The organism is Serratia sp. EC4, assembly GCF_059652115.1.
This window is the reverse complement of sequence record NZ_JBNIDE010000001.1, coordinates 1,077,504-1,103,292: the sequence shown is the minus strand read 5'-3', so window position 1 is coordinate 1,103,292 and position 25,789 is coordinate 1,077,504. Positions and strand designations below refer to the sequence as shown.

22 protein-coding genes are annotated in these 25,789 nt (G+C 61.1%); 9 read left to right on the top strand and 13 right to left on the bottom strand.

The window, feature by feature from the left end:
- Positions 1–56 precede the first annotated feature (56 nt).
- The 4 genes from pdeN to ACP39K_RS05135 all read right to left on the bottom strand — a co-directional run bounded on the left by pdeN (position 57) and on the right by ACP39K_RS05135 (position 4,806).
- The gene (gene pdeN / locus ACP39K_RS05150; protein WP_060444529.1) at positions 57–1,643 is read right to left on the bottom strand and encodes a cyclic di-3',5'-guanosine monophosphate phosphodiesterase PdeN; all 1,587 of its coding nucleotides are present in this window, start codon (positions 1,641–1,643) and stop codon (positions 57–59) included.
- Positions 1,644–2,057: 414 nt separating this feature from the next.
- Positions 2,058–2,633 (bottom strand): bifunctional murein DD-endopeptidase/murein LD-carboxypeptidase, encoded by a 576-nt coding sequence (gene mepS / locus ACP39K_RS05145; protein ID WP_025303553.1) that lies wholly within the window; start codon positions 2,631–2,633, stop codon positions 2,058–2,060.
- 410 nt (positions 2,634–3,043) lie between these two features.
- On the bottom strand, positions 3,044–3,754 hold the full coding sequence (locus ACP39K_RS05140) for a phosphatase PAP2 family protein (protein ID WP_016926976.1): 711 nt from the start codon (positions 3,752–3,754) through the stop codon (positions 3,044–3,046).
- A gap of 77 nt (positions 3,755–3,831) precedes the next feature.
- Positions 3,832–4,806 carry a CobW family GTP-binding protein gene (locus ACP39K_RS05135; RefSeq protein WP_048797228.1) on the bottom strand — a complete coding sequence of 325 codons (975 nt, stop codon included), beginning with the start codon at positions 4,804–4,806 and terminating at the stop codon, positions 3,832–3,834.
- A gap of 319 nt (positions 4,807–5,125) precedes the next feature.
- Between ACP39K_RS05135 and ACP39K_RS05130 the strand changes: the two genes are divergently transcribed.
- On the top strand, positions 5,126–5,434 hold the full coding sequence (locus ACP39K_RS05130; RefSeq protein WP_033639838.1) for a YmdA family protein: 309 nt from the start codon (positions 5,126–5,128) through the stop codon (positions 5,432–5,434).
- A 62-nt stretch (positions 5,435–5,496) separates the two neighbouring features.
- Here ACP39K_RS05130 and ACP39K_RS05125 read toward each other — a convergent pair whose 3' ends face one another.
- Positions 5,497–6,969: a mannitol dehydrogenase family protein gene (locus ACP39K_RS05125; protein ID WP_060444530.1), complete on the bottom strand. Its 1,473-nt coding sequence runs from the start codon at positions 6,967–6,969 to the stop codon at positions 5,497–5,499.
- A 293-nt stretch (positions 6,970–7,262) separates the two neighbouring features.
- Between ACP39K_RS05125 and uxuA the strand changes: the two genes are divergently transcribed.
- Positions 7,263–8,453, top strand: a complete 1,191-nt coding sequence (uxuA, locus tag ACP39K_RS05120; protein ID WP_497008335.1) for a mannonate dehydratase — start codon at positions 7,263–7,265, stop codon at positions 8,451–8,453.
- 42 nt (positions 8,454–8,495) lie between these two features.
- On the opposite strand, the gene yeiP is transcribed toward uxuA, so the two are convergent.
- The gene (yeiP, locus tag ACP39K_RS05115; protein ID WP_004935725.1) at positions 8,496–9,068 is read right to left on the bottom strand and encodes an elongation factor P-like protein YeiP; all 573 of its coding nucleotides are present in this window, start codon (positions 9,066–9,068) and stop codon (positions 8,496–8,498) included.
- A gap of 126 nt (positions 9,069–9,194) precedes the next feature.
- Positions 9,195–10,439, bottom strand: coding sequence for a tryptophan permease (mtr, locus tag ACP39K_RS05110; protein ID WP_033639841.1), 1,245 nt, complete (start codon positions 10,437–10,439; stop codon positions 9,195–9,197).
- Between the two features lie 271 nt (positions 10,440–10,710).
- Between mtr and ACP39K_RS05105 the strand changes: the two genes are divergently transcribed.
- Complete coding sequence (locus ACP39K_RS05105) at positions 10,711–10,965, top strand: YkgJ family cysteine cluster protein (protein ID WP_015378527.1); 255 nt, start codon at positions 10,711–10,713, stop codon at positions 10,963–10,965.
- Here the strand turns inward: ACP39K_RS05105 and ACP39K_RS05100 are convergent.
- The 4 genes from ACP39K_RS05100 to ACP39K_RS05085 form a co-directional block, all read right to left on the bottom strand.
- On the bottom strand, positions 10,962–12,137 hold the full coding sequence (locus ACP39K_RS05100) for a sugar efflux transporter (RefSeq protein ID WP_497008334.1): 1,176 nt from the start codon (positions 12,135–12,137) through the stop codon (positions 10,962–10,964). The two genes, ACP39K_RS05105 and ACP39K_RS05100, sit on opposite strands and share 4 nt — an antisense overlap.
- Positions 12,138–12,291: 154 nt before the next feature.
- On the bottom strand, positions 12,292–14,766 hold the full coding sequence (torA, locus tag ACP39K_RS05095) for a trimethylamine-N-oxide reductase TorA (protein ID WP_016926983.1): 2,475 nt from the start codon (positions 14,764–14,766) through the stop codon (positions 12,292–12,294).
- 12 nt (positions 14,767–14,778) lie between these two features.
- Positions 14,779–15,939, bottom strand: a complete 1,161-nt coding sequence (locus ACP39K_RS05090; RefSeq protein WP_147827123.1) for a NapC/NirT family cytochrome c — start codon at positions 15,937–15,939, stop codon at positions 14,779–14,781.
- A 233-nt stretch (positions 15,940–16,172) separates the two neighbouring features.
- A complete protein-coding gene (locus tag ACP39K_RS05085; RefSeq protein WP_261267450.1) occupies positions 16,173–16,595 on the bottom strand; it encodes a nucleotide triphosphate diphosphatase NUDT15 in 423 nt (140 codons plus the stop codon).
- A 247-nt stretch (positions 16,596–16,842) separates the two neighbouring features.
- Here ACP39K_RS05085 and fruB point away from each other — a divergent pair, with 247 nt between their 5' ends.
- The 3 genes from fruB to fruA are packed head-to-tail and all read left to right on the top strand — an operon-like array spanning position 16,843 to position 20,611.
- Positions 16,843–17,976 carry a fused PTS fructose transporter subunit IIA/HPr protein gene (gene fruB / locus ACP39K_RS05080; RefSeq protein WP_033639846.1) on the top strand — a complete coding sequence of 378 codons (1,134 nt, stop codon included), beginning with the start codon at positions 16,843–16,845 and terminating at the stop codon, positions 17,974–17,976.
- Positions 17,973–18,914 carry a 1-phosphofructokinase gene (gene fruK / locus ACP39K_RS05075; RefSeq protein ID WP_015378523.1) on the top strand — a complete coding sequence of 314 codons (942 nt, stop codon included), beginning with the start codon at positions 17,973–17,975 and terminating at the stop codon, positions 18,912–18,914. Before fruB ends, fruK begins: the two co-directional genes overlap by 4 nt.
- An 11-nt stretch (positions 18,915–18,925) precedes the next feature.
- Positions 18,926–20,611 carry a PTS fructose transporter subunit IIBC gene (fruA, locus tag ACP39K_RS05070; protein WP_033639847.1) on the top strand — a complete coding sequence of 562 codons (1,686 nt, stop codon included), beginning with the start codon at positions 18,926–18,928 and terminating at the stop codon, positions 20,609–20,611.
- A gap of 61 nt (positions 20,612–20,672) precedes the next feature.
- Here fruA and nfo read toward each other — a convergent pair whose 3' ends face one another.
- Entirely contained in the window at positions 20,673–21,512 is an 840-nt protein-coding gene (nfo, locus tag ACP39K_RS05065; protein ID WP_049205268.1) for a deoxyribonuclease IV, read from the bottom strand.
- 98 nt (positions 21,513–21,610) lie between these two features.
- Positions 21,611–22,684 carry a YeiH family putative sulfate export transporter gene (locus tag ACP39K_RS05060; RefSeq protein ID WP_016926989.1) on the bottom strand — a complete coding sequence of 358 codons (1,074 nt, stop codon included), beginning with the start codon at positions 22,682–22,684 and terminating at the stop codon, positions 21,611–21,613.
- Positions 22,685–22,877: 193 nt separating this feature from the next.
- Here ACP39K_RS05060 and ACP39K_RS05055 point away from each other — a divergent pair, with 193 nt between their 5' ends.
- The 3 genes from ACP39K_RS05055 to ACP39K_RS05045 all read left to right on the top strand — a co-directional run bounded on the left by ACP39K_RS05055 (position 22,878) and on the right by ACP39K_RS05045 (position 25,749).
- A complete protein-coding gene (locus tag ACP39K_RS05055) occupies positions 22,878–23,075 on the top strand; it encodes a hypothetical protein (RefSeq protein ID WP_016926990.1) in 198 nt (65 codons plus the stop codon).
- A 107-nt stretch (positions 23,076–23,182) separates the two neighbouring features.
- On the top strand, positions 23,183–24,049 hold the full coding sequence (gene yieE, locus ACP39K_RS05050) for a DNA-binding transcriptional regulator YeiE (protein WP_016926991.1): 867 nt from the start codon (positions 23,183–23,185) through the stop codon (positions 24,047–24,049).
- A gap of 221 nt (positions 24,050–24,270) precedes the next feature.
- On the top strand, positions 24,271–25,749 hold the full coding sequence (locus ACP39K_RS05045; protein ID WP_033639849.1) for an amino acid permease: 1,479 nt from the start codon (positions 24,271–24,273) through the stop codon (positions 25,747–25,749).
- Positions 25,750–25,789: the final 40 nt, after the last annotated feature.

The window sequence follows — 25,789 nt, the reverse complement described above, 5'->3', positions numbered from 1 at the left end:
AGCCTGCGCCCAGCATAACATTCTTCGCGCGGGCGCAGGGTAAAGATGCCTAAAGATTAACTATTTTTTTCCTGATAATCAAAGACCTGATGAGTATTGCAGTAAGCGACGAAATCATCGATGCTCAGCGGCTTGCTGAAGTAGTACCCCTGCATGAAGTTGACGCCGTGCTCTTGCAGGAACTGCATCTGCTCGGCGGTTTCCACGCCCTCGGCCACCGTCAGCATTTTCAGCTTTTTCGCCAGCGAGATCACCGCATCCAGCACCGGCGCGGTGACCGTATCCTGGCCGATGGTGTTGACGAAGCCACGGTCAATCTTCAGATAATCCATGGTGAAGCGCTCAAGATAGATCAACGCGCTGTGCCCGGTGCCAAAATCGTCCACTGCGATCTCGATGCCCTGTTTGTGCAGCCAGTCAAACTCCGCCAGCGCGCTCTCTTCTTCCACCATGCCGCGTTCGGTGATTTCAAACACCAGCGTAAAGTAATCGCCCGGCAGCTGCGTCAACAGTTCATACACGTCCTGGTGGAACGACGGCGCGCTGAGGTGGGCGGGGGAAATGTTGAGGCCAACTTTACCTCCCCGTGGCAGCGCTTTGGCGAGCTGTGGCACATCTTCGGCGATCAGCCTGAACAGGTGGCGGGTAAGCGGCACGATCAGCCCGTTGCTTTCGGCGTAGGGGATAAAGACATCGGGCGGGATACGGCCCTCGATCGGATGCTGCCAGCGGATCAGCGCTTCCAGCCCGCCGATGCTGTTGCTGTCGGTATGGAACACCGGCTGGTATTCGATAAAGAACTCGTTGCGCTTGATGCCACGCAGCAGCGCGCGTTCCGGGCTTTGCCGCAGCAGCAGCATGTAGTAGCAGAGTACGCCGGTCATCAATGACAGCACCAAGCTGCCCAGCAGCGTCAGGCGAATGTCGTTGGGGGTCAGTTTCTCGTTGTAGAACAGGATGGTCAGCGGCAGATTGGGCATCGTCAGGGTATCCGCCTTGCCCTTCGGCAGCTGATTGACCGGCATCAGGTTCGGGCTGAAAGTGGTCAGCGCGCGGTTGCCCATCACGATGGCGATGCCCGGCGCCTGTTCGTCGTGCGAGGTGAACAGCAGGTAGGGCATCAGATCGATGTCCAGCGTAGCGAGGATGCCGGTGGCCTTTTCGCCGGGATGCCGCAGCCAAACCGCAACCGCCGGTTTGTTTGGCACCATCGGCGTACCCTGCTGCAGCTTGAGGTCCAGAGGCAGATCCCAGTCGATATCCTGGTAGATATTTTTCATCGGCAACATCATGTCGCCCGTGGCAGAGGAGCAATAGGCGTAGCCGTCCTTCACCAACAGGAAGGTGCGCACGCCGCTGGTAAAGGCCGCCTGGTAGGTAATGTCCGACTGGCTGGAGAGGCAAGGCTTGTCCAGCAGCGGCATCATTTGCCGCATCACCGCCGTCAGATGCGAGATATAACCCAGCGTGAACTTTTGCGTGCGCGCTTCGACCTTATGTTGATATTGCGTGCGCTGGTGATTGATCAAAGAAAGCGTGACCGCGGTGAATAGCGTAAAAAATACCAGGGCGGCGACACCGCTTTTAGCCAGGCTGCGTTGTCGGTGAGACACGCTGCGGGCGAAAGCTCTTTTCAAGCCCATAACCGAGCCCTCTGCAACAGGGCGTCAGGCGTGTCGCGCAGCCAGTTAATGAATTGTGCCAGCGGCTTTTTTTTCATTTTTGCCTTTTTATCCCGTACCAACCGGCGGCGCCGTTTAAATATGCGGCGTCGCCGACAGAAATATCATGCGCATAATATCAGCGGAAACGTTTTAAATAACGCCGGGGCGCCGTTGCCGTCATCTGACGATAATAGGCGAGTTTTTCCTCGACGGCGCGATTTCCTGCCAACAGTTTATCAAAATAACGACGTGCGGCAGTGTTAAGTGGGGAACGGTGACGATAAGGCAGGGATCAATCTTGATGATACCCGTTCGACAGCCCAAAAAAAAACGCCGCCCGTGGGCGGCGCTTATCGCTCGTTTGGTATTCAGGATCTTCAGGGCGTTGCGCCGTCAGCCGTTGGTCAGCACCCGGCGCGCTTCTCGATAACGTTTATTCCAATAGTTATCGGTCAGCTTGGAAATCATGACCCCACTGCTGGTGGAGGCGTGAACGAACTGATCGTTGCCTAAATAGATGCCGACATGGCGCCCGGTAGAACCGGCGCGGAACAGCACCAAATCGCCGGCGCGCAGCTTGGTGCGCTGGATTTTCTTGCCGAGATCTTCCTGTTCATAGGTTGAACGCGGTAAATCCATGCCGAACTGTTCGCGGAAGGTGCGCTGCACAAACGCCGAGCAATCGATGCCGCGTTTGGTGTCACCGCCTAAGCGGTAGCGAACGCCTTTCCAGTCCGCGTACTGATCCATAATCTTTGACTTGACGTCAACGTTGCGGACCATCGCTTCGAATTCATCCTGAGAGGCTTGCAGTAAAAGACCGTCTTTGTCATTAACTGCACGCATCTCAGTTTGTGCGTTATTCAAGTTCGAAGTGTGAGTCGAGCTGCACGCTGACAGCATAACCGCAGCGGCAATTGCAGGGACTACCCGCAAAAAATATCTCAGAAACGGTTGAGATTTGACCATTGTTGTTGTTTTCCCTTGAAGTCCTTAACGACGAAAGTCGCTACCTGAAAAATGCCAAACGAAACGAGCCTAGTCCGCACCTGTTGCATCGACAACCAGTTACCGTTGAAAACGTGCGAGAACGCACATTTTTATCGGATTTCATACTGATTCGACTTAAACCAGGCACAAACGCATCTGAGATTACCGGAACCAATAGGGGATTGCGAGCCTTTTTCCCGTCTTTTTTATATGAATTTGTGATGTAACATAATGTAAATCTTCATATAAAAAACGCCAATTGTCCGATGTATGAATCTGGCGTGAAATCAGGTTGCAAAAGCGTTAACGAACGGCGGGGAAATTTTTGCGCGCGGCGAGGGGGAGAGGACGGGAGGCGGGCGCCTCCCGGAATGAGTCATAGACACAAATTATGGTTGGCCGGGGCGGTGCTTGCCGGGCAACAGGCGATTCAACCGATCGACGATCCAGTCGCTGCAAGGCGTCATCAGCACCCAGCTGGCGCCAACCAGCACTACGGACAATGAGCCGACGGCGATATCGGTAAACCAGTGGGCGCCAATCATCACGCGCGGCAATGAGAAGACCACCGTAATCAGCAGGGCGACGGCGAAGGCGCCGCGGCCGAAATAGCGCAGCATAAAGCAGGAAAAAATAATCAGCATCATGCCGTGATCGCCGGGGAAGCTGTCGCCGGAAGCGTCCTTGGTGGGGATGCCGGTCAGCTCGCTGACGCGATGGATATTGTCAAAGGTCAGGGTGGGGCTTGGATGTTTCACCGGCAGCAGGTGGCCAAGCTGGTTCAGCACCACGGCGGTCAGCAGCATCACCACGCCGGTGATCACCAGGCGGCGGCGGCCGGCGGCGTCCTGCTTCAGATAAAAGTACAGATACAGCAGCCCCATGGCGAGCAGCGAGATCGCGTCGAACGCGCGGTTGTTGGTGATGGCGACAAGATGTAAAAACGCCGGGTCGGTGGCCAGATGGCGGTTAAAGAAGAAGAAAATCGCCGAATCCAGGGTAAACCAGCCGCCGTGATTGGCCGGCAGGAACCAGGACAGAAACAGCGCAACGCCCAGTAAGTTGAAGAAGAGAATGAGGGGTAAATTGCGGCGTGTCATGACATAACCTGTTGGAAAAATGAAAACGAAATAAAACCCGGCTACCCTGCGGCAACCGGGGGGCAACGGTACGGGGTCTAACTTAAACGAATCTTAAACAAGTCGGATTGCAGGGCATTCCAATCGGCATTTTCGCTGTGGATAAGCTCAATTCGGCTGTCGAGCGGCGCGACCGGGCGGGTTTCGATGTTGAGATCCTGCCCCTGACGATTGATCAGCAATGTGCCTTCGGGGATGCGCACCACGCCTTTGGCGCGTTCGACCGGCGCGAGTCGCACCCATTCCATGAAACCGACGGTGTCGAACCGGGTATCGCCGTCAAAAATCCAGCCGCAGCTGGTGAAGCCTTGCCCTTCATTCAACGCTCGCCGCCAGCGGGCGTGCTCCGGCAGCCGCAGCGCCGCCAGCCCCTGCTTTTTCGCCTGACCATGATGATGCTGCGCGTCCGGCAATTCTGTACGATTCGTGCGCGGAAGTGACAACAGCGCGACATCCGCTTCGCCTTGCGCGATGGCGTAGCAGGGTCGTTGCAGCGGGTCTTGCGCCTTCCAGGCCTCCAGCGCCAGCCTGTCTTCCGGTCGGTAGGTATCGCTTTTGCTGGCCAAAATAATATCGGCCGCGGCCAGCTGATCGCGGAAGTTTTCGTTGTCGCGGTAGCGGGGCTGGCTGAGCTGGCGGGCATCCAGCAGGCACAGGGTGGCCTGCAGATCGATCCAGCCGGCATAACTCTCCTGGGTCAGCAGCGACAGGATTTGTTTCGGATGCCCGAGCCCGGTCGGCTCGATCAGCAGCCGATCCGGTTTGGCCTGCTGCAACAGCATATTCAAGCCCACCTGCATCGGCAGGCCGTTGACGCAGCACATGCAGCCACCGGGGATCTCTTTGAGCACCGCGCCGCTGTCCGCCAGCAGCGCGCCGTCAATGCCGATCTCGCCGAACTCATTGACCAATACCGCCCAGCGTTCATGTTCGGGCTTATGAGCCAGCAAATGGCGGATAGTGGTGGTTTTGCCGCTGCCGAGGAAGCCGGTAATCAAATTGGTTTTGGTCATTAATAATTCCTGGCGCAAAAATTAACCTGCTTAATAAATGAGTTACGCAGCCGTATCGGTGAAACGGCCGCGATTTAAATTTGTGCTCTATCTCGCAAATTTTGCACGTCACCATGCGCTTTTCAACCGACAAAATCCACCGTTTATAACAAGAAAATTCTTAGATAAAACCCTGTATTAGAGGTGGTTAACTTTTGTTAGTAGCTTGTTTTTACATTGTTAATGACGAGATTAACGATCAAATCTCGTCCCTTTCCTTGCGATTATTCCTAACAAGATCCTCTATGGTTAAATTGGCTTAACTAAAAATGAGGTTGCCATGAATGCCTTTCGGTTATTTTTGATCGTAGGAATGTTGTTTTCATGGACGGCAGTGAGTCATGCAGGAGTGGCCGGCGGGGTAATTCGCTTCGTCGGTTCTATCGTTGAAAGTCCTTGCACGGTCAATATTGCAGATTCTAAGGCGAATACGCAATGTTACCGCAACGGCCAGCGTTATCAGGCCCAGCAAGCGTTGTCAGGTTTTGATACTACACGCAAAGAACTTCCGCTAAATCTAGGCACAACCGAAATGAAGTGGGTGGACCAACAGAAGAAACTCGCTGTTATGACGGTCGTTTATCGTTAAGTCGTTCCGCCATGCCGGCGTAACGTTACGCCGGCATGGTTATTCTCGGCCCTGCAGGCTCCTCACCGCATCACCCACTCCTTCACCGTTTCACGCGCGCCGCGATCGCGCAGCGACAAATAGGCTTGCGTCACCGCTTCGGTAAATGCCGCATGCGCCGCCAGCGCTTCGCCGAATACCGATTTCAACGCCAACAGCGCCGCTACGCGCCGCCGATCGTCCGGCGTTGCGGCGATCGTCTGCTTCAGCACGTCTGCCAGCGGATCGCGAATGTCGATCGGCTCACCGGCGTCATCGACGCCGCCGACGTAACGCATCCAGCCCGCCACGCCCAGCGCCAGCCCGCTATAGTCGCCACCGTGCCGCAGATGCCAGCGCACGGCATCCAGTAGGCGCTGCGGCAGTTTCTGCGTGCCGTCCATGGCGATCTGCCAGGTGAGGTGTTGCAGCGCCGGATTGCTGAAGCGCGTGATAAGCCGTGCGGCATAGTCGGGCAGGCTGATGCCGGTGACGCTCAGCGTCGGCGCCTGTTCGTCCAGCATCAACCGCAGGGCGGCGCGGCGGTAGTTCTCATCCGCCATGCACTCGTTGATATAGCGGTAGCCGCCCAGGTAGCCTAAGTAAGCCAGGAACGAGTGGCTGCCGTTCAGCATGCGCAGTTTCATGTGTTCAAACGGCAGCACATCGCTGACCAACTGGGCGCCGGCCAACTCCCACGCCGGGCGTCCGGCGGTGAAGTTGTCTTCCACTACCCATTGAATGAAGGGCTCGCAGGCGATGGCGCATTCGTCGCGCACGCCGCCCAGCGCGGCGGCGATCTCATCCAGCGTGGCCGGCGTGGCTGCCGGCACGATGCGATCCACCATGGTGCAGGGGAAGGTGGCGGCGGTGGCGATCCAGTCGGCGAGCGACGGATCCCGCGCCTGCGCCAGATCGAGCACCGCCCGGCGCAACACGTGGCCGTTCTCCGGAATATTGTCGCAGGAAAGCAAGGAGAAGGCGGGCAGGCCGCGTTCGCGCCGCAACCGCAGCGCTTCCACCAAAATGCCGGGCGCGGTCTGCGGCTGATGCGGCCACGCCAGATCGGCGACGATCCCCGAATGCTGTCGATCCAACCGTCCGCTGCCGGGTTCGATGCAGTAGCCTTTTTCGGTGATGGTCATCGAGACGATCGCCACCTGCGGTTCGGCCAGTTTCTCCAGCACCGCGGCGATGCCCTCCAGCTTGCGGTGCAGGCTCTCATGCACCGCGCCGACCACGATGGCCTGATGGCCGTCCGCGCCTTTCTCCAGCACGCTGTACAGATGATCCTGTTGCCGCAGCGCCTCAAACAGCGGCACGCCGCCGGAAAGACTGATCTCGCAAATGCCCCAGTCGCCGCCGTGGGCGTTCAGCACCCGATCGGTCAGCAGCGCCTGATGCGCGCGGTGGAACGCGCCGAAGCCAAGGTGCACGATGCGGCTGCGCAGGGCCCGGCGGTCATAGCCCGGCTGCCGGACGGCGCCCGGCAGCGGGGTGTTGGCGATCGTTTTCATCTCATCTCCAAAGCATGTAAGACAGCTGGCGGGCCACTTGCGCCAAGTTAGCAGACCAGTTTTCTGCCACATAGACAGGGTGGCGCCGGTGATAAAAAACTGCGACCAGTGTAAGGATGTCGGCCGGTTAAAGGAATTGGTCAGTCCAAAATAAGCCAGAAGCGTGAAGTGGATCAACCAATGAGGGGTTCGGTTTTGACAGCGCGTGGCGAAAGAGTAAGTTAAAGATAACTGACATCTAAATTAAACTGGTATAACAACATTGCGGTGCGAGACAGGCATAAGGACAATACATGGAACAAACATGGCGTTGGTATGGCCCGAAAGATCCGGTTTCTTTGGACGAAGTGCGTCAGGCCGGGGCGACCGGGGTGGTGACGGCGCTGCATCATATCGCGAACGGCGAAGTCTGGCCGATCGACGAGATCCGCGCGCGGCAGGCGCTGTTGGCGGAAAAGGGGCTGGTGTGGTCGGTGGTGGAGAGCGTGCCGGTACATGAGGCGATCAAAACTCACAGCGGCGACTGGCGGCGGTACATCGCCAATTACCAGCAGTCACTGCGCAATCTGGCGGCCTGCGGCATCGACACCGTCTGCTACAACTTCATGCCGATCCTCGACTGGACGCGCACCGATCTGGCCTATCCGCTGCCGAACGGCGCCAAAGCGCTGCGTTTCGATCAGATCGCCTTCGCTGCGTTCGAGCTGCATATCCTGCAGCGCGCCGGCGCCGAGGCCGACTATACGCCGCAAGAGCGCAGTCAGGCGGCGGCCTATTTCGCCGCCATGAGCGAGGAGGAGAAAGCCACGCTGACGGGCAATATCATCGCCGGGCTGCCTGGGGCGGAAGAAGGTTATACGTTGGAGCAGTTCCGCCGCCGCCTGGCGGAATACGACGGCATCGACAAGGCGCAGCTGCGCGAAAACATGGCGGTCTTTCTGCGCGCCATCGTGCCGGTGGCGGAAGAGGCCGGCATCCGGCTGGCGGTGCATCCCGATGATCCGCCGCGGCCGATCCTCGGCCTGCCGCGCATCGTCTCCACGATTGAAGACATGCAGTGGCTGAAGCAGACCGTCGACAGCATTCATAACGGCTTCACCCTGTGCACCGGTTCCTACGGCGTGCGCGCCGACAACGATCTGGTGCGGATGATTGAAACCTTCGGCGATCGCATTCACTTTACCCACCTGCGCGCCACCTGCCGCGAGGAAAACCCGAAAAGCTTCCACGAGGGGGCGCATCTGCAGGGCGATGTGGACATGGTGGCGGTGATCGAAGCGATCCTGACCGAAGAACTGCGTCGGCAGCGGGCGGGCGATCGGCGGCCGATCCCGATGCGCCCCGATCATGGGCATCAGATGCTGGACGATTTGAAAAAGAAAACCAATCCGGGCTATTCGGCCATCGGGCGGTTGAAAGGGCTGGCGGAGCTGCGCGGCGTCGAGCTGGCGCTCAAGCGGCGCTTTTTCCCGGAATTGCCGTAGCGGAAAATGAAACGGGGCCGAGCATCGGCCCCGCTGGCGCGACTAGTCGGCGCGGCTCATGTAACGGCGTTCGGCGATATGAATGCGGATCTTGTCGCCGGCGCTGAGGTATTCCGGCACATGGATCACCAGACCGGTCGCCATGGTGGCCGGTTTGTTGCGGGCGCTGGCGGAAGCGCCTTTGATGCCCGGCGCGGTCTCGACGATTTCCATATCCACGGTCTGCGGCAGCTCCAGCGCCAGCACCTGGCCATCCAGCGTCAGCACCTGCATGCCCGGCAGGCCGCCTTCCGGAATGAACAGCAGCTCGTCTTCGATCTGGTCTTTCTTGAAGATGTACGGCGTGTAATCTTCGTCATCCATGAACACGTATTCTTCGCCGTCGATATAGGAGAAGTTCACCTTGCGGCGCGACAGGGAAATGGTGTCCAGGATATCGTCGCCCTTGAAGCGTTCTTCCACTTTCAGGCCGGTGCGCACGTCGGAGAAGCGCATTTTGTACAGGGTGCTGGCGCCGCGGGCGCTCGGGCTCTGCACGTCGATATCTTTTACCAGCAGCAGCTTGCCGTTGTAGCTGATCGCCATGCCGCGCTTAATTTCGTTAGCTCTTGCCATTTCAATTCATCCGCAATGAAGAGTATTAGAGAAGTTGCGACAAGGTACTCGCGCCGCCGATTTCAGGCAATAGCCCGGCGTAAAAACAGTGCGGGAAAGGGAGAGCAGGCGCTCTCCCTTCGAGGATTACCGGAAGACCGGCAGCAGGCCGAACAGCGACAGAATATGCGCGGCGGCGTTGATCAACCCGAACAGGATGACGAACAGGATCACGCCGTTGCCGCCCGGCGCGCGGTAACCGGCCTGCGGATAGCGGCGGCGGCTGGCGCGCGCCATCAGCGCCGGCACGATCACCGCCCAGACGGTGGCCGCCAGCCCGGCGAAGCCGATGGCGTACAGGAAACCGTTCGGGAACAGCAGCGCGGCCAGGGTCGGCGGCACAAAGGTCACCAGCGCGGTCTTGCTGCGCCCGACGGCGTCGTCCTTGAACTTGCAGAAGTCCGCCAGGTAGTCGAACAGGCCCAGCGACACGCCGAGGAACGAGCTGGCCAGCGCCATATAGGAGAAGGCGTTCAGCAGTTGGCTGACGGTTTGGCTGCTGGAGACGTTGCCCATTTGCTTGAGCAGGCTGCCGATGTTGCCGCCCTCGGCGATCACCTGCTTAAAGGCGTCGCGCGCGATATTGCCCTGGATCACATACTGCCACAGGATGTAGATCGCCAATGCCAGCAGGGTGCCGTACACCAGGCTGCGCACCACGGAGCCGCTGTCCTTGCGGTAGTACTTCACCAGCCCGGGAATGTTGCCGTGGTAGCCGAATGAGGTCAGCAGGTAAGGCAGCGCCGCCAGGGCGTAAGGCAGATAGCTGGCCTGGTCATCGCCGGTGTTGAACAGCACCGCGGGCTGCACGTGGGTAAACATGTCGCCCACCGACATCACGAAGGTGATCACCATACCGCCGATCAGAATGGTGCTCAGGCGGTCGACCGCGCGGGTGGAGAGCCAGACGATAAACGCCACGACCAGCGCGAACACCAGGCCGGCGGTGGTCTGGCCGACGCCGACGATGCCCTCCAGCGTGTGCGCGATGATCGAGCCGCCGGCCGAGATATAGGCGTAGGTCAGGATGTACAGCACGAACGCCACCGACAGGCCGTTCACGGCGTTCCAGCCTTTGCCCAGCAGATCCTTGACCATGGTGTTGAAGCTGGCGCCGCTCGGGTAGTGCAGCGTGGCTTCGAGGATCATCAGGCCGGAAAGCAGCATGCAGGCCCAGGTATACACCAGCAGCGCGACGGAGCCGCTGAACCAGACACCGGAAGTGACGATCGGAATGGAAAACATGCCGGCGCCAACGGCGGTTCCGGCAATGATCATCGCGCCGCCGAGGACGGAAGGGCGGGCCAGCTTCTGGATGGTGTCCGTAGACATGCGTGCTCCTGAGGGAAGAGGTTCTTTTGTACTAGCTCAATGGTACATGTATGTATGGCGCATGTAAAGCGTAGGAATTGCACGCTTCACGCGTTTTTGTCTTTAAATTGCGGCTTTTTGGGCGTTTATTCGCCATGCGGCGAATCGGCCGGGGTAAGACGGTTGCGGGACGAGTGTAAAGATCGCCAAGGCGCAGGGATTCTGCTGGCGGCGGCCGCACGCGGCTGCTATTGTCGCGCTTCTTTTCCCCAGCCCGCCAGGAGTAGCGCTGATGGACTGTCGCAGCGACTGCGGCGCCTGCTGTATCGCGCCGTCAATATCCAGCCCGATCCCCGGCATGCCAAACGGCAAGCCCGCCAATACCCGCTGCATTCATCTGGATGAGCGGCTGCGCTGCGGCCTGTTTCATTCGCCGCTGCGGCCGAAGGTGTGCGGCAGCCTGCAGCCGAGCCGCGACATGTGCCACGATCACCGCGATCAGGCGCTGATTTATCTCGCCAGGCTGGAAGCGGACACCGCGCCTTAAGCGTCTTTCAACCGCCACATACACAGCGTCGCGCCTGCCGCCATCGCCAGCGCGGCGTAAAACACCGCATGGTAGCTCCAGATTTCCGCCACCGCGCCGGCGAGGGCGCCGGCGATGATCCAACCCACCCGAATGGTATTGGTGAACAGCGTGGTGGCCGTGCCGGCCTGACCGGGCATCAAATCCTGGAAATAGAGCATGCCGATCCCCGCCAGCACGCCGATAAACGCCGCATTCAGCAGCTGCAGAGCGATGAGTTGCCCACTGCCGGTGATAAGCAGCAGACCAGCGTAGAACAGCACGCCGGCGGCCACCGCCACGCGCATCAGGAAACGCTTGCCGCAGCGTTTCGCCGCCAGCCCGGCGAGCAGCATGATCGGGATCTCCAGCCCGGCGGCGGCGCCCATCAATATCCCGGCCAGCCGCTCCGGCAGCCGCAGTTCGTGCACCACATACAGCGGCATAGTGATCAGGTACATGCTGTTGGCGGTCCACATTAGGGTGCAGGCGGCGAACAGCAGCAGCGCATCGCGGCGATGCTGGCGCGGCGCGGCCAGCGGGGCGCCCGTCGCGACGGCTTTCGGCATCGAAGGCAACCGCTGCCACACCAGCAGGCCGCACAACACAAAGGCCGCCGCGCCCGCCAGATACAGGGTCTTGAAGCCGAATCCCAGCGCCAGCGCGAAGGCGATCGGCGGGCCGATTACCCAGGCGAGCGAGACCTGGGCGCGCATGATAGAGGTGAACATCACCGCCTCGCGCCCGGTACGATCGGCGTGTTCGCGCGCCAGCGCGAACATTTGCGGGTTAGCGGTGGAGCCGAAGCTGGTGAGCAGCACGCCGACGAGCAGCAGCAGGTAATAGTTGCGGCTCCAGGCGAACAGGGTGAATCCCAACGCGCCCAGCATGCAGCAGAGGAAGATCAGTGATTTGCGGTCGCCTTTTTTATCCGAACGGCCGGCGAGAAACTGGCTGACCAGAATGCCGATCACCGCGCTGCCGGTAAAGAATAGCCCGACCAGCACCGGCCGCACCTTGACTTCGGTTTCCAGAAACAGGCTCAGCGTCGGGGTTTGCAACGCGCCGGCGATGCCGGTCAGGAAGGCCACCGCCAAAAAGGCCAGCGAAGTGAGATCGGGCGTGCGTCGCGTTACTGCGGATGAAGTCGGCATGGCGGTTGATAATTCGTCGAAAAAGGGAGCTCGCGCGCATCATACGCCCGTTGAAAAGAAACGCAAACCGCTATCCCTCGGCGCAGAGTAAGCGACTCTGTCGCGCGGCGACGAGAAAAAAGGGGCGCGCCGCGCCCCCTTGCTTGCCGGTAAATCAGGCGCCTTGCGGCACCGCGTGTGCGGTATTTTTCAGCGCCGGCCCCTGATATTTCTCGATCTGCAGCTGCGCCATCTGCCCGCAGTTGCCCTGCGCCAGGCTGGAAGAGCCGATGTCGAAGGTCAGGCAGTTGACGTTGCCGTTCTTGCACAGCGAGCCGGGCTGCGCCGGATCGGCCGGATCGAACCAGGCGCCTTCGCTGATGCGCACCACGCCGGGCCGCACGTCTTCGCTGACCACCGCCCCCACCAGGATCTGGCCGCGATCGTTAAACGCCCGCACCAGATCGCCGCCGGTGATGCCGCGCGGCTGCGCGTCCTGCGGGTGGATCAGGATCGCCTCACGATCCGCCACCGCGTATTTCTTGCGCAGCGGCGTATTGTCGAGCTGGGAATGCAGCCGATTGGTCGGGTGCGCGGTATTGAGCGACAACGGATACTTGGCCGCTTCCGGCCCGCGATACCACTCGTGCGGCGGCATCCAGGTCGGGATGCCGGGGCAATCCGCATAATGCATTTTGGCGATGGCGTCGGAGTAGATCTCGATCTTGCCCGACGGCGTGCCCAGCGGGTTCAGCAGCGGGTTGTCGCGATAGTCGGCAAAGCGCACCCACTGCTTATTGGCCTCCGGCACCGGGAAACGCACGTAGTTGTTGGATTGCCAGAACATGTCGAACGGCGGCAGCGCCACCCGCGCGGCGCGCGCCTGGTTTTTCATGTCGTCGTACATGCCTTTCAGCCACTGGGTTTCGTCCTTGCCTTCGGTAAAGGCTTCCTGCACGCCCAGCCTGGCCGCCATCGCCGAGAAGATGTCGAAGTCGCTGCGCGATTCGTGCTGCGGCGGCACGCATTGATGCATCGGGAACACGTAGAGCTGCGAATAGTCGCCGCCCATTTCCAGATCGTTGCGCTCGTAGCTGGTGGTGGCCGGCAGCACGATATCGGCATGCTTGGCGGTGGCGGTCCAGTAAGGCTCGTTGACCACGATGGTGTCCGGCCGCTGCCAGGCTTTGACCAGGTTATTGGTGTCCTGATGCTGGTGGAAAGTGTTGCCGCCCGCCACATACACCATTTTCACCTCGGGGTAGGTGACCTTGGCGCCGTTGAAGTCGATGGTTTTGCCCGGATTGCTCAGGCATTCGGCGATGCGCGCCACCGGGATCGGCGCCGGCGAGTTCTTCGGCGCATTGCCGGCGGAGATGCCGGCGATGATGCCGCCCTTGGCGGTCGGGCTGCCGCCGGACGAATAGTGGTAGCTGAAGCCGAAGCCGCCGCCCGGCAGGCCGATTTGGCCTAGCATCGCCGCCACCGTCACCAACAGCCAGTGCTGCTGTTCGCCGTGGTGCTGACGCTGAATGCCCCAGCCGCCCATGATCATGGTGCGGCTCTTCGCCATCTCGCGCGCCAACGCACGCAGCGTGTCGGCATCGACGCCGCTGATGTCGGCCGCCCATTCGGCGGTTTTCGCCACGCCGTCGTTCTCGCCCAGCAGGTAGGCCTGGAACTTGTCGAAGCCGACGGTATAGGTTTTCAGGAAGTCCGGGTTATGCAGCTTCTCGGTCAGCAGCGTGTGGGCGATGCCGATCAGCATGGCGCCGTCGGTGTAAGGGCGCGGGGCGATCCACTGCGCATTGACGAACTTGGCGCTGTCATTGTGCACCGGATCGATGCTGATCACCCGGGTGCCTTTCTTCTTCAGCGCTTCGAAGCCGGTCTGGCCGACGTGATCCGGCACGTTCCAGCTGTTCTTCAGCGTGACCATCGGGTTGCAGCCCCACAGGATCACCAACTCGCTGTTTTCGATCACGTTCGGCCAGGCGGTCTGCTGTTCGTAGACCTCCATCGAACCGACCACGTGCGACATGATCACCTGCGCCGCGCCGGTGGAGTAGTCGCCGGCGTAGCCGAGGAAACCACCGGTCAGGTTCATCAGGCGCTGCAGCAGCGTGCGGCTGTTGTGCAGCATGCCGACGCTTTTCCAGCCGTAGGAACCAGCGTAGATCGACTGCGGGCCGTGATCTTTCTGCAGGCGAACGATCTCATTGCACACCAGCTCGGTCGCTTTGTCCCAGCTGACGCGCACCCACTCATCGCGGCCACGCAGCTCGGTGCGGCTGCCGGGGCCGCCTTCCAGCCAGCTTTTGCGCACCATCGGGTATTTGATGCGGTTCTCGGCGTGCACCTGATAAGGCGCCATGGTGATCAGCTCATTGGGATACGGATCGTCCTGCACCGGCTGCACGCCGACCATCTTGCCGTCCTGCACGATGGCCTCAAACGCGCCCCAGTGGGCGCCGGTCAGGATGCCTTTTTGCGCCTGACGCAAGACGATGAACTGCGGCAGCGCTTCGCTGATGGCCTGCGCCAGCGCCGCTTTGGGCCATAAGCCCGCCAGCAGCGGGGCGGCGGTCAGCGCGGCGGCGCCGGTCAGGAAGCGGCGGCGGCTCATTTTTAACGGTTGTTGGTTGCTCATTGCGCTTCTCCCTTAAAGCTTGGCCGGTGCGGCAGGTGGCATGTCGCTGGCGTGTTTTTGTACGTATTGCGTCAGCACGCGCAGCTGTTCCTGCGTCAGCGAGGTGCGCGGCGCCATGCCTTTGATGACGCCGATCCATTGGTTGGCGTTGAAGCGATCGAGCGCGGTCAGCCCGTGGCAGCCGGTGCAGTTGGCCGACATCATGTCCGCGGCGTAACGCCAGATTTTTTGCTGATCGTCGATCAGCTGCTTGCGCGGCAGCCACACCTGCAAAGAAACCTGATGCCAGACCAGGCCGGTTTCCGCATCGGTCTGAGTCGACGCGGTCTTCAGCTGTTGGCGCGCGTCCTCACCCAGCAGCACGCTGAGGATGCGCTTGCCCTGCGCGGCGTAAAACACTTCGCTGACGCCGTCTTGTTGCCAGCCGCTCACGGTGGCCAGCACCTTGTCGCCCTCCTGTTTCACCACCTGCACTTCGGTGGACGGCATCAGGTTGCCGGCGTTATGGCTGTCGTCCGCGCCGAGGAAGAACGGTTCGGTGGCGATGGTGTAGAGGGTGGTGGCGCCCGGGGCGGTCAACGCCGCGGCCTTCGCCAGCTCGGCGGCGCCGGCCTGGGTTTCGCCGCTCATGTCCGGCAGGATGTGGGCCACGCCCTTATGGCAGTCGATGCAGGTCTCGCCCTGTTTGATCGCCACCGGGTGCTGCAGGCGCGCCTCAGGGCGCTGGGCGGTGATGTCCATGGCGTCGTAGCTGTGGCAGGAGCGGCAGGTGGCCGAGTCGTTCTCTTTCAGCGTTTTCCAGACCGACTGCGCCATCGCCAGCTTGTGCGCTTCGTATTTTTCCGGCGTATCGATGGTGCCGACCATCTCGCCGTAAATGTCTTTCACCGCGCGGATCTTGGTCCACAGGTAGTCGATCGGCTGATGGGGCACGTGGCAGTCGGCGCACTCGGCGCGGATGCCCTTGGTGTTTTGGAAGTGGACGCTGCCCTGATATTCGGCCAGCGGCTGTTGCATGGTGTGGCAGGAAACGCAGAAGGCGGTATCGCTGGTTTTATGGAAGACGGTGGCAGTCCCGGCCAACAGCGCCGCGCCGAGGATAATCCCCAGCAGCAAAAGCCATAGCCATCCCCACCGGCGCTTTTTTTCAAAGCCAGTCAGTTTTTTGCTCATGGTAAACCCGCTTATAATTATGAATTTAAAATAAAATCTTGCCAAAAGGCCACCGACCGGAGGTCAGAATGCCACGTCGATTGCAGGGGTAATGATAGAAGAGGGTTAACCCCATAGGGTTATCCGTAGTCAAAAAAATGGCGTATATCGCAAAAAATAGCGTTATGTTCTAAATTATATAGCGGTGGGGCGGTGCAGCAGGGAAAGCGAGCGCAGCGCGCGCTCGCGATGGGTCAGGCCGTGGGCAGATAGGCCTGGCCGCTCAGCCACAGGCGGATCGCTGTGCGGCTGGCTTCGAAATGGGGTTCCGGCAGAGAGTCTGGCGCGCACCAACGCCATTCGGCGCATTTTTCGGGTTCTTTCAGCTCGGCTTCGCCGCCGGGGTGATCCACCTGCAGGCAGATAGACACGGTGTGTTTGCCTTCGGCGCGCCAGGTTTGCAGATTGTTGCTGACGCCAACGAAGTGCGGCGGATCGATGATCAACCCGGTTTCTTCGGCGATTTCGCGCTGGGCGCACTGCTCGAAGGTTTCACCGGCATCCAGATGTCCGCCGGGGATCGACCAAAAGGGCGCGTGGGAGCCGCAGCGTTTGCCCAACAAAATCTCACCTTGTGGGTTGACGATGATCACCCCGACGCCCGTCACTACGTTCATGCTTTTCTCCGTCAGCAAAGTTTCAGCACAGTATGTCATTTTGCCCCGGCGCTGACCAATGCGCCGATGAAAGTGTGCGTAAGCTCAAAAATCTGCAATGGCGAAAGGGAGAAAGCTTGCTTTCGTCTTGTGCAGCTCACACACTCCTTGAAACGTTTCAGCGTTGTCCGGCCGCTTGTGGCGAACGGATAACGCTCCTTTTTCTCAATGAAGCTGAAACGATTCAATTCAGCAGGAGAGGAGAATCATGTTCCAGTTGTCACCGCAAGACATTCATCTGGGCGCCGTTGCCGACGGTAAGCAAGAGGCCATCCGCCTGGTGGCCGCCGCCCTGACCGACGCCGGCTGCGTCAGCGCCGGCTACGTGGACGGCATGCTGCAGCGCGAACTGCAGACGTCCACCTATCTGGGTAACGGCATCGCCATTCCGCACGGCACCACCGATACTCGCGATCTGGTGTTGAAAACCGGCGTGCAGGTGTTCCAGTTCCCGCAGGGCATTGCGTGGGGCGAAGGCCAGACCGCCTATGTGGCGATCGGCATCGCCGCCCGCTCCGACGAGCATTTGGCGCTGCTGCGCCAGCTCACTCACGTCCTGAGCGATGACAGCGTGGCGGAGCGGCTGGCGCAAACCACCTCTGCGGAGGAACTGCGCAGCCTGCTGATGGGCGAACAGCAGAGCGCCGAATTCCAGTTCGACGTCTCGCTGATTGCGCTCGACGTCGCCGCCGACAGCCTGATGACGCTGCAGGCGCTGAACGCCGGCCGGCTGCAAAAGGCCGGCGCGGTCAACGCGCAGTTCGTCAGTGATGTCATCACCCGCAAGCCGCTGAACCTGGGGCAGGGCATCTGGCTGAGCGACAGCGTCGAAGGCAACCTGGCCAGCGCGGCCACCGTCAGCCGCCCGGCGCAGGCTTTCGTGGAAGACGGCGAGCCGGTGGCGCTGCTGCTTACGGTGTCGGTCGCCGACGCGCAGCCGCTGGCGGTGCTCAACTACCTCAGCGATCTGCTGCTGGCCAGTAAAGCTGAACGTTTGCTGAAGGCGGATGCCGCCGGGGTGCTGGCGCTGCTGACCAGTGAAGTGGCTGAGGAAAGCAGCGTGCTGAGCGCCGAATTCGTGATCCGCAACGAGCATGGTCTGCACGCGCGGCCGGGCACGGCGCTGGTCAACGTGATCAAAAGTTTCAACAGTGACATCACCGTCACCAACCTGGACGGCAGCGGCAAGCCGGCCAACGGGCGCAGCCTGATGAAGGTGGTGGCGCTGGGCGTGAAGAAAGGGCATCACCTGCGCTTTACCGCCAATGGAGAAGATGCTGAAGCCGCGCTGAAGGCGATAGGCGAAGCGATTAATGAAGGACTGGGCGAGGGCGCAGCATGAGCAGAAGAGTAGCAACGATCACCCTGAACCCGGCGTACGATCTGGTGGGTTTCTGCCCGCAGATCGAGCGCGGGGAAGTCAACCGGGTAAAAACCGCCGGCCTGCACGCCGCCGGTAAGGGCATCAACGTCGCCAAGGTGTTGAAGGATTTGGGCATCGACGTCACCGTCGGCGGCTTCCTGGGCAAAGACAATCAGGACGGTTTCCAGCTGCTGTTCAGCGATCTGGGGATCGCCAACCGCTTTCAGGTGGTGCCGGGGCGCACCCGCATCAACGTCAAGCTGACGGAAAAAGACGGCGAAGTGACCGATTTCAACTTCTCCGGCTTCGAAGTGACGCCGCAGGACTGGGATCGCTTCGTCAGCGACTCGCTGAGCTGGCTGGGCCAATTTGACATGGTGGCGGTGAGCGGCAGCCTGCCGGCCGGCGTCGATCCCGACGCCTTTACCGACTGGATGACCCAGCTGCGCGCCAAGTGCCCGTGCATCATTTTCGACAGCAGCCGCGAAGCGCTGGTCGCCGGGCTGAAGGCCTCGCCGTGGCTGGTCAAACCGAACCGCCGCGAGCTGGAAATCTGGGCCGGTCGCCCGCTGCCGACGCTGGCGGACGTGGTCGAGGCCGCGCATGCGCTGCGCGAGCAGGGCATTGCCCACGTGGTTATCTCCCTTGGCGCGGAAGGCGCGCTGTGGGTTAACGCATCCGGCGCCTGGATCGCCAAACCGCCGTCCTGTGAGGTGGTCAGCACCGTGGGCGCCGGTGATTCGATGGTAGGCGGTCTGATTTACGGCCTGCTGATGCGCGAATCCAGCGAACACACTCTGCGTCTGGCCACGGCGGTAGCGGCGCTGGCGGTCAGCCAGAGCAACGTCGGCGTGACCGATCGTCCCCAGTTGGCCGCGATGATGGCGCGCGTCGATCTGAAACCTTTCAATCAATAGCAGGAGGCAGAATGAAAACGCTGCTGATGGTAGACAGTTCGCTGGGGCAGGCCCGTGGCCACCTGGCGAAACGCATGCTGGAGGCCGCCGCGGCCAAAACCGGCCTGACGCTGGTCGAGTCGCTGCAGGACGCCGAACTGGTGGCGGTGGCGGGGCAGGCTGCCCCTGCTGACGCCGGGCTGAACGGCAAATTGGTGTATGTGGGCGATGTAGAACAGGCGGTGCGTGAACCGGACGCTTTTCTGGCGCGCGCCAGGGCCGAAGCTGAAACCTATCAGGCGCCGCAGGCGGCGGCGCCGGTGAAAGCCGATGGGCAAAAACGCATCGTGGCGATCACCGCTTGCCCAACCGGCGTGGCGCACACCTTTATGGCGGCCGAAGCCATTGAAAGTGAAGCGAAGAAACGCGGCTGGTGGGTGAAAGTGGAAACGCGCGGCTCCGTGGGCGCCGGTAACGCCATCACCCCGGAAGAAGTGGCGGCGGCGGATCTGGTGATCGTCGCGGCGGACATCGAGGTGGATCTGGACAAGTTTGCCGGTAAACCGATGTATCGTACTTCCACCGGCCTGGCGCTGAAGAAAACCGCGCAGGAACTGGACAAGGCGCTGGCCGAAGCTGAAGTGTTCCAGCCGCAGCAGCGCGGCGGCGCGGCGCCGGCGGCGAAGAAGAAAGAGGGCAACGGCCCGTATCGTCACCTGCTGACCGGCGTGTCCTACATGCTGCCGATGGTGGTGGCCGGCGGCCTGTGTATCGCGCTGTCTTTCGTGTTCGGCATCAAGGCGTTTGAAGTCAAAGGCACGTTGGCGGCGGCGCTGATGCAGATCGGCGGCGGCTCCGCCTTCGCGCTGATGGTGCCGGTGTTGGCCGGTTTCATCGCCTTTTCCATCGCGGATCGTCCGGGCCTGACGCCGGGCCTGATCGGCGGCATGCTGGCGGTGAGCACCGGCGCCGGGTTCCTCGGCGGCATCATCGCCGGTTTCCTGGCGGGTTACGTCGCCAAGGCGATCAGCAGCAAGCTGCGTCTGCCGCAGAGTATGGAAGCGCTGAAGCCCATCTTGATCATTCCGCTGGTGGCCAGCCTGATCACCGGTCTCATCATGATTTACGTGGTCGGCACGCCGGTGGCGAAAATCATGGAAGGCCTGACCCATTGGCTGCAATCGCTGGGCACCGCCAACGCCGTACTGCTGGGGGCAATCCTCGGCGGCATGATGTGCACCGATATGGGCGGCCCGGTGAACAAAGCGGCCTATGCATTCGGCGTGGCGCTGCTCAGTTCCTCGGTGTATGCGCCGATGGCGGCAATCATGGCGGCGGGCATGGTGCCACCGCTGGCGATGGGTCTGGCGACGCTGCTGGCGCGCCGCAAGTTCCCGAAATCCGAACAGGAAGGCGGCAAGGCGGCGTTGGTGCTGGGGCTGTGCTTCATCACCGAAGGGGCGATTCCGTTCGCCGCCCGCGATCCGATGCGCGTGCTGCCGTGCTGCATCGCCGGCGGGGCGCTGACCGGCGCGCTGTCGATGGCGTTCGGCGCCAAACTGATGGCGCCGCACGGCGGGCTGTTCGTGCTGCTGATCCCGGGCGCGATTTCGCCGGTGCTGCTGTACCTGGTGGCGATCGCCGCCGGCACGCTGTTGGCCGGGGTGGCTTATGCCCTGCTGAAACGTGCTGAAGTACCGGCGGCCAGCGTGGCGTAACGGCGATCCAGCCATAAAAAAACCGGAGCCCAGGCTCCGGTTTTGTCGTTTGGGCGCCGCGTTACTGCTGCGCCTTCAGCCAGGCGATCTCTTCCGCCCAGATGTCCGGGTTTACCGTTTCCAGAATCAGCGGGATATTGTCGAAACGCGGATCGCGCATGATGTAGCTGAACACCGTTTTGCCGATGTTGCCTTCCCCCAGGCTGTGGTGGCGGTCGACGCGGCTGTTGAACTCGCTCTTGGCATCGTTCAGGTGCATGCCGCGCAGGTAATTGAAGCCGACGATGTCGCCCAACTGCTTGAAGGTATGCTCGCAGTCTTCTTCGGTACGCAGATCGTACCCGGCGGCGAAGGCGTGGCAGGTGTCGATGCAGACGCCGACGCGGCTTTTGTCTTCCACGCCGTCGATGATCGCCGCCAGGTGTTCGAATTTGAAGCCCAGGTTGCTGCCCTGGCCGGCAGTGTTCTCGATCACCGCCGTCACGCCGGCGGTTTTGTCCAGCGCGATATTGATCGATTCGGCGATGCGCGCCAGGCACTTGTCTTCATCGATTTGCAGCAGGTGGCTGCCGGGGTGGAAGTTCAGCAGCGTCAGCCCCAGCTGTTCGCAGCGCTGCAGCTCGTCGATAAACGCCTCGCGCGATTTTTCCAACGCCTCGGCCACCGGGTGGCCCAGGTTGATCAGGTAGCTGTCGTGCGGCAGGATCTGCCCCGGCCCGAAGCCGTACTGGGCGCAGGCGCTCTTGAACTTATCGATAACGTCGGCGGCCAGCGGCGCGGCCTTCCATTGACGCTGATTTTTGGTGAACAGGGCGAACGCGGTCGCCTCCAATTCGTGCGCGCGGATAACCGCCTGATCCACGCCGCCTGACGCGCTGACATGTGCACCGACAAACTTCATCTTCATTCTCCTGTGTTATCGGTGACATTATGGCATTGATGGCGGGCGGATTGAATGGCGAAAAGCGGCGGCCCGCCGAAGCGGGCCGCCGAGGGCGATTACAGCAGGTGTTGCACCAGTTGGTTTATCGCGCCGCCGCCGACCAGCAGCCAGACGAACAGCAGCGTCGCCAACAGAATCGGTTTCACCCCGGCCTGGCGCACGGCGCTGATGTGGGTGGTCAACCCCAGCGCCGCCATCGCCATCGCCAGCATCCAGGTGTCGGCGGTGATCAGATGGCGCACCAGCGTGGCCGGCAGCAGGTTGAAGGAGTTCAGCCCGGCGACGGCGATAAACAGCACGGCGAACCACGGAATGGTGATGGCGGATTTTTCCGCCTTGCCTGCGCTGCCGCGGCTGATGTAGCCCGACAGCAGCAGCAGGAACGGCGCCAGCATCATCACGCGGATCATCTTGGCGATCACCGCCGCATTTTCGGCGTCCGGCCCGATGGCGTGCCCGGCGGCGACCACCTGAGCCACTTCGTGAATGGTGGAGCCGGCGTAGATGCCGAAGGTTTCCTGGCTGAACGGCAGCCACTGGAAGTGTTCATTCAACTGATACAGCCACGGGTAAACGAAGATAGCCAGGGTGCCGAACACCACCACGGTCGAGACCGCTACCGCCACTTTGCTGGAATCGGCCTTCAGCACCGGCTCGGTGGCCATCACCGCCGCCGCGCCGCAAATGCTGCTGCCGGCGCCGATCAGTATCGCGGTCTGGCTGTCGATGCCGAACACTTTCTTGCCGAGCCAACAGGCCAGCAGGAAGGTGGTGATCAGGGTCAGCGCGTCGATGATAATGCCGCTGGCGCCCACGTCAGCGATCTGCTGAAAGGTCAGCCGGAAGCCGTAAAGAATAATCCCCAAACGCAGCAGGCGCTGTTTGGCCAGCTGCACGCCGCCGTGACAAACGGTTTGCCAGCGGGGGTACAGCGTGTTGCCCACCAGAATGCCGAGCAGGATCGCCAGCGTCAGCGCCCCCAGCCCCAGCTCCGCCACCCAGGGAATATCGCCGGCCCAGACGGCCAGCGCGGTGAGCGCGCCGGTCAGCGCCAGCCCCGGCACCAGCCGCGGCAGGCCGAACAGCGGAAAGCGTCGCTCGGGGTAAGTGTGAGTGGTATCAGTCGCCATAAAAGTCAGTCCTTCAGTCTGTTTCTTGCTGCTAAGAGTACGTTTGGGCTGAATAAAAGAGAAATTGATTATATATTTATAACCTATCTGAATAAGTGGTATTGCGTCAGGCATTGGCATAAAGTCGCATTGCGGCTAGGGTGAGGTGGAGCGGCAAGCCGCCGTCAACTTTCCAACTGAACAGGAGCAGGCGATGGATACCGACGATCAACGCAGAGAGCAGGTAGATCAGGAAGTGGGGCGCGCGGTGCGGCGGTTGATTGAAGAAAACAAGGCGATCGACCGCGACCATCTCGTGGCGATGCTGCAATTGATACAGCGGGACGAAGCCGGCACGCCGCGCGAGGCGGCGCTGGCCGCGGCGGCGCAGCTGGTCGCCTTGGGCAAGTAGCGCGTCGAACTGGCCGCAAACGGGGTAGCCTGGCCGGGCTACCCACATCATGTTGACATTAATTTTGCGGTTCTCTGGCAGAACCCTTTTTCAATACCGGGACGACTATGCATATCACGTTGCGTCAACTGGAAGTCTTCACCGAAGTGCTGAAAAGCGGTTCGACCACTCAGGCCTCGGTGGTGCTGGCGCTGTCGCAGTCGGCGGTCAGCGCGGCGCTGGCGGATCTGGAGGGGCAACTGGGCGTGCAGCTGTTCGATCGCGTCGGCAAACGGCTGGTGATCAACGAACACGGCCGGTTGCTGTATCCCAAGGCGCTGGCGCTGCTGGAGCAGGCGGGGGAGATCGAGCAGCTGTTTCGCCATGACGGGGGGGCGCTGCGCATCGCCGCCAGCAGCACCATCGGCAACTACATGCTGCCGGAGATGATCGCCCGTTACCGCCGGGACTTTCCGGCCACGCCGCTGGAGCTGAACGTTGGCAACAGCCAGGACGTGATCGTGGCGGTGGCGGATTTCCGCGTCGATCTGGGGCTGATCGAAGGGCCTTGCCATATGCCGGAGCTGGTGACGCAGCCGTGGCTGGAGGATGAGCTGGTGGTGTTCGCCGCGCCGGACAATCCCTTAACCCGCCAGCCGCCGACGCTGGAGGCGCTGGCGAATGCGCCTTGGATCCTGCGCGAGCGCGGTTCGGGCACCCGCGAGGTGCTGGATCACCTGCTGCTGGCGCACCTGCCGCACTTCCAGCTGGTGATGGAGCTCGGCAACTCGGAGGCGATCAAGCATGCGGTGCGGCACGGTATCGGCATCAGTTGCCTGTCGCGGCGCGTGGTGGCGGAGCAGTTGGCCAGCGGCGCGCTGGTGGAACTGCCGGTGCCGCTGCCGCCGCTGCGGCGCACCCTGTACCTGATCCGCCATCGGCAAAAGCACATTTCCAACGCCTTGCAGCGTTTTCTCAGCTATTGCGCGCTGTAATCGACAGCGCGTCACGTCTTCTATCGCCGCGCAGGCAAAAGAAAGCATAAAAACCTGCGCGCGCTCACATTAATGAGAGTAAGTAAGGCCATAAGGGCCGCGGCTAATAATTGCCTCTGAATTATGAAGCTATCTTATATCGGTGCAATGTTGCTAGTTCACCGGCGGGTATTTGTTACAATCCGCCCTCATTTTTCGAAGAGCAGATAGATAGGGAACGAATGGCTCAGCAGGATATAAAAACATCGGGGCAGCAAGCTCCCGGATTGCGCCGCGAGCTGAAAGCCCGGCATTTGACCATGATCGCCATCGGCGGCTCCATCGGCACCGGCCTGTTTGTCGCCTCGGGCGCCACGGTTTCTCAGGCCGGCCCCGGCGGGGCGCTGCTGTCTTACGCTCTGATCGGTTTGATGGTGTACTTCCTGATGACCAGTCTGGGCGAACTGGCGGCCTTTATGCCGGTCTCCGGTTCATTCTCCACCTACGGCGCCAAATACGTGGAAGAAGGCTTCGGCTTCGCACTGGGCTGGAACTACTGGTACAACTGGGCGGTGACCATCGCCGTTGACCTGGTGGCTTCGCAATTGGTGATGAGCTACTGGTTCCCGGACACTCCCGGCTGGGTTTGGAGCGCGCTGTTCCTCGGCCTGATGTTCCTGCTGAACTACATTTCGGTGAAAGGGTTCGGCGAGGCGGAATACTGGTTCGCGCTGATCAAGGTCAGTACCGTGATTATTTTCATCGCCGTCGGCGTGCTGATGATTGTCGGCATTCTGAAAGGCGGCGAGCATGCCGGCTGGCAGAATTGGACCATTGGGGATGCGCCGTTCGCCGGCGGCTTCTCGGCGATGATCGGCGTGGCCATGATCGTCGGCTTCTCGTTCCAGGGCACAGAACTTATCGGCATCGCGGCCGGCGAATCGGAGAATCCGGGTAAAAACATCCCGCGCGCAGTGCGTCAGGTGTTCTGGCGTATCCTGCTGTTCTATATCTTCGCCATTCTGATCATCAGCCTGATCATTCCGTACACCGATCCGAGCCTGCTGCGCAACGACGTGAAAGACATCAGCGTCAGCCCGTTCACCCTGGTGTTCCAGCATGCCGGCCTGTTGTCGGCGGCGGCGGTCATGAACGCGGTGATCCTGACGGCGGTGCTGTCGGCCGGTAACTCGGGCATGTACGCATCGACCCGCATGCTGTACACCCTGGCATCGGAAGGCAAGGCGCCGCGCATTTTCGCCAAGCTGTCGAAAGGCGGCGTGCCGCGCAACGCGCTGTATGCGACCTGCGTGGTGGCCGGCCTGTGCTTCCTGACGTCAATGTTCGGCAACCAGTCGGTTTACCTGTGGCTGCTCAATACCTCGGGCATGACCGGTTTCATCGCCTGGTTGGGCATCGCTATCAGCCACTACCGTTTCCGTCGCGGTTACATGCTGCAGGGGCGCGATCTGAACGATTTGCCGTACCGTTCCGGGTTCTTCCCGCTGGGGCCGATCTTCGCCTTCGTGCTGTGCCTGATCATTACCCTGGGCCAGAACTACCAGGCCTTCCTGCAAGATAAGATCGACTGGTATGGCGTGACCGCGACCTACATCGGCATTCCGCTGTTCCTGCTGATTTGGTTTGGTTACAAGCTGTCGCAAGGCACCCGTGTCGTGAAGTACAGCGAGATGGAATTCCCGAAGATGGACGTGAAGTAATTTTCGGTGAGTGACACGCGGCGGGGGGCTCCCGCCGCGT